The following is a 3,291-nucleotide window of genomic DNA, read 5'->3' on the forward strand; positions in this document are numbered from 1 at the left end:
GATTCAGGATAATCAGGATATGTCGGTAGATGTAGAGAATAAAATTAAAAATATGAATTCAGCTGAGATATTACAGTTTTTAAATACAGATGATTTATCGAATAAAAAAATAGTTTCAACAAATGAGCTCACAACGAAAGGTAAAGTAGCTGCGGAAAGGAAAGAATCTGTATCTTGGGTTTCGACTATCATGCAAAGTAAGAGTCCATCAAGACAGAGGTAGATAAATAATCAGTATTCTCGGTAATAATCATAAATAGCACTAATAGAGTTAAACGTGGCATATTTATAACATTAGAAGGTGTAGATGGCAGTGGTAAATCCACACAATGCCGCATGTTAAAGGAATATTTAGTCTCTCGGAATATTCCTGTTATGTCAACTAGGGAGCCTGGAGGCACAGAAATTGCTGAAGAGATGCGAAGTATCTTGGTACATAGAGATTTATTGCCGATGTCAGCGTTATTACAAGTTATGGCATCACGCTATGATCATATTGTAAAAAAGATTCTTCCCGCAATAGAAGCGGGCTATACGGTGATATGCGATAGATTCATTGATTCTACGGCATGTTATCAAGGTTTAGAGATTGAGCAAGGTATGGAGCTTGTATACAGCTTGCATAAAAAGCTCATGCCACCTATAATGCCAGACATTACGTTTTTTATTGATGTAGATCCAGTATTAGCGGTGGAGAAAGTAAAAGTTCGTAATGGTAGTAACTATAGTAGCAGTAATTTAAACAATAATAGATTTGATATCAAGGACTTAGATTATTACAAGAAGATTTATCGTGGATTTAGAATATTAGCTGACAAATATCCAAACCGCATAAAGACAATTCAGCTAACGGCTTTGAGTACACCCACACTAATACATAAGATTATTACAAAATATTATAATGATTTAGATTTAGGATAGAAGAAGGCAAAATATGGCAACAGCAATAGATAGACTAGGAATAACCAAGCATATCAAACAGGAAATAGTGGAAAATATCAAGATCGATAATACGACTCGTGATATCGGAATCCATCAATAAGGAAGTTATAACAGTTACATCTGATGATATAGCAAATGGTAATGAAGATGCTAAAGAGGAAGAGAGTGAGTATAGCACATTAGTACAAGCTCAGGGTGCTAATAAGGATGTTGGTGATGATACTGCAAATAACTCTATTATCACTAATGCAAATAGAGAGCAGATACTTGAAGGAATCAAGCAGCATATTACATCATTTGCAAATGATAATCCTGATTTACAGGAAATATTGATCAGTATTTAACTGCTGTGAACGATTATAGTAATGGGAACTTAGAGAAGCTAATACTAGATTTTGCAGAAGGGCAAAAGGTAGTAAAAGAAATGGAGATACATGAGGCGGAAAGCGTTCTCGCACCTTATATGAGTTGCGGCATGGAAGCTTTAAAGGAGAAAATAGAGCTTGAAGGAATAGATGATGAAGTACAAAGTCATGAGGTTTTGGCTTAAGGAATGATACAAATTATAATAGAGGAGGAATATGTTAACAATTGATGCAACCATGATTGACTTTGAGGTATATGCAATAGATGTAATTTCTGCAGCACAAAAATTTATACTTCCCGTGCCACAATTAGAAGGTGGTGGGGAACGACTTATTTATAACGCAGGCAAAAATAAAGGGCATGATATACATAACTGGAGTGGTGAGCCAATAGGAGAACGAGGCTTTATATTTTATAACTACAAAGATAATACTATACAGGCAGTACAAGGTGATGGGACAGGAGTAATTATTTTTAATCTTGTTGATCAAGAACAGGCAAATAAACTTAAGAGTGCAATACATAAATGCAATACAAACATAGACCAATTAACCTTAGACGATCTAAAAAATATTATGAGCTTTGCATATGATGAATTAGATTTAGGAGATGTATATAATTCTGATAAAACTTTTATACGTAATAAGATGAAGTCTATAGAAAGGGACAAAATAACAGAATGTTGTGGTTTACATATAAGAGATGATCGTGATATTTGCCAAGCAGTCTATATTGAGGGGCATGGACAATTCTATGGACCGGCTGCTACGCCACAGCAATTTACGCAGGGGGCAGTAATTGTTAAACAAGATCAAGATTATAGATTGGTTCAACCTGATATATTTGTTAAAACTTACAAAAAATATCCTAATGCAGTTAAAATACAGTTAGCAGATATGAAGGTTTTTAACCCTAAAGTGAATGATATAGAAAATAGAAAGCCATCGGCCGTAGAACGACTTAATGCAAGTAGAGCAAAATCTAAATCGCCACAACCTGGAACATCAAGGATGGGAAGATAGTAGATACAGAGTCATACTGCCTAGAGCATAATGTTACATATTACCACGATATATGGTACTATACTTAAGTATAAGGTATTAGTGTTTTTAGTAAGGCAAGTTAAATTTAAAAAGTATTATTATCATGAGTTACAATCAAGAAGGATACGAATTTAAAATGACACAAGCATTTAACTGTTTAAATGATACAATAGCTTTAACATATTCATCAGTAAATCATTTCTTAGATATACCTAAGGTGATTAATAAATATGGAGTACTTGCTACTGTAGCGTTGTCAAAAACAAAACAATTGACTCTTACTGATACAAAGTTAGAGAGTATAGTAAAAAATGGTTTGATTATATATGAGGTAGTAGAAACAATCGTCAAAGTCAGTAATACCATCAATAAAGATCAGCAATTATTCAGTAAAGCTATAGATGATGGTCTAAATGCTGTAAATAAATTACAGGAGGCAGCGGTGCATTTATCAAGTACTTATGAACCTATTGCCGAATGTGTAACATCATTCTTTGGTAGTAATGAACAACATGAACCTTTATTATTTGACACATATACGCCTAACTCGACAAACCCTGCTATAGAAGGCTACGGGCTAATAGGTAGTAGTACTCAGTTAATAGCAGTAGAGGTCTAAAAAGTACTATTGTTATTAAAATAATTATTATTTTGTTTTCGAACATTTTTAATTTTTTGTGTCTACTAAATTATAATTTAGTAGACAGTTAAAAAAGCATCTAATATACTGTATATTAAATCGTAAAAATATTATTAGTAGACATTATTCTCTACTAATCGATATAATAGACAATATATTAGAAGCAGTATGAGATTATTTGGCTATGCTAGGGTATCAACCAATCAGCAACTTTTAGACCTACAGATAAAACGTTTAAAAGATGCCGAGGTAAAAGAATCAAGAATATTCCATGATAAAGCAACAGGTAGTAACTTAGAC

General features: G+C 33.2%; 7 protein-coding genes. All 7 read left to right on the forward strand.

Going from position 1 to position 3,291, the window contains the following annotated elements:
- A partial coding sequence (locus ACKTSD_RS07500; RefSeq protein ID WP_412708690.1) for a hypothetical protein occupies nucleotides 1–223 on the forward strand: 223 nt, incomplete at its 5' end.
- 29 nt (nucleotides 224–252) lie between these two features.
- Nucleotides 253–921: a dTMP kinase gene (gene tmk, locus ACKTSD_RS07505; RefSeq protein WP_412708695.1), complete on the forward strand. Its 669-nt coding sequence runs from the start codon at nucleotides 253–255 to the stop codon at nucleotides 919–921.
- A gap of 98 nt (nucleotides 922–1,019) precedes the next feature.
- The gene (locus tag ACKTSD_RS07510; RefSeq protein WP_412708691.1) at nucleotides 1,020–1,286 is read left to right on the forward strand and encodes a hypothetical protein; all 267 of its coding nucleotides are present in this window, start codon (nucleotides 1,020–1,022) and stop codon (nucleotides 1,284–1,286) included.
- Between the two features lie 5 nt (nucleotides 1,287–1,291).
- Nucleotides 1,292–1,492: a hypothetical protein gene (locus ACKTSD_RS07515; RefSeq protein ID WP_412708692.1), complete on the forward strand. Its 201-nt coding sequence runs from the start codon at nucleotides 1,292–1,294 to the stop codon at nucleotides 1,490–1,492.
- Nucleotides 1,493–1,523: 31 nt separating this feature from the next.
- On the forward strand, nucleotides 1,524–2,330 hold the full coding sequence (locus tag ACKTSD_RS07520) for a hypothetical protein (protein WP_412708693.1): 807 nt from the start codon (nucleotides 1,524–1,526) through the stop codon (nucleotides 2,328–2,330).
- A gap of 124 nt (nucleotides 2,331–2,454) precedes the next feature.
- Entirely contained in the window at nucleotides 2,455–2,970 is a 516-nt protein-coding gene (locus ACKTSD_RS07525; protein WP_412708694.1) for a DUF5424 family protein, read from the forward strand.
- Between the two features lie 189 nt (nucleotides 2,971–3,159).
- Nucleotides 3,160–3,291 (forward strand): recombinase family protein (locus tag ACKTSD_RS07530; RefSeq protein WP_412708696.1); only part of this gene is annotated, 132 nt, incomplete at its 3' end.

The sequence above is a fragment of the Candidatus Rickettsia kedanie genome, assembly GCF_045865205.1.
Taxonomy (GTDB): Bacteria; Pseudomonadota; Alphaproteobacteria; order Rickettsiales; family Rickettsiaceae; genus Rickettsia; species Rickettsia australis.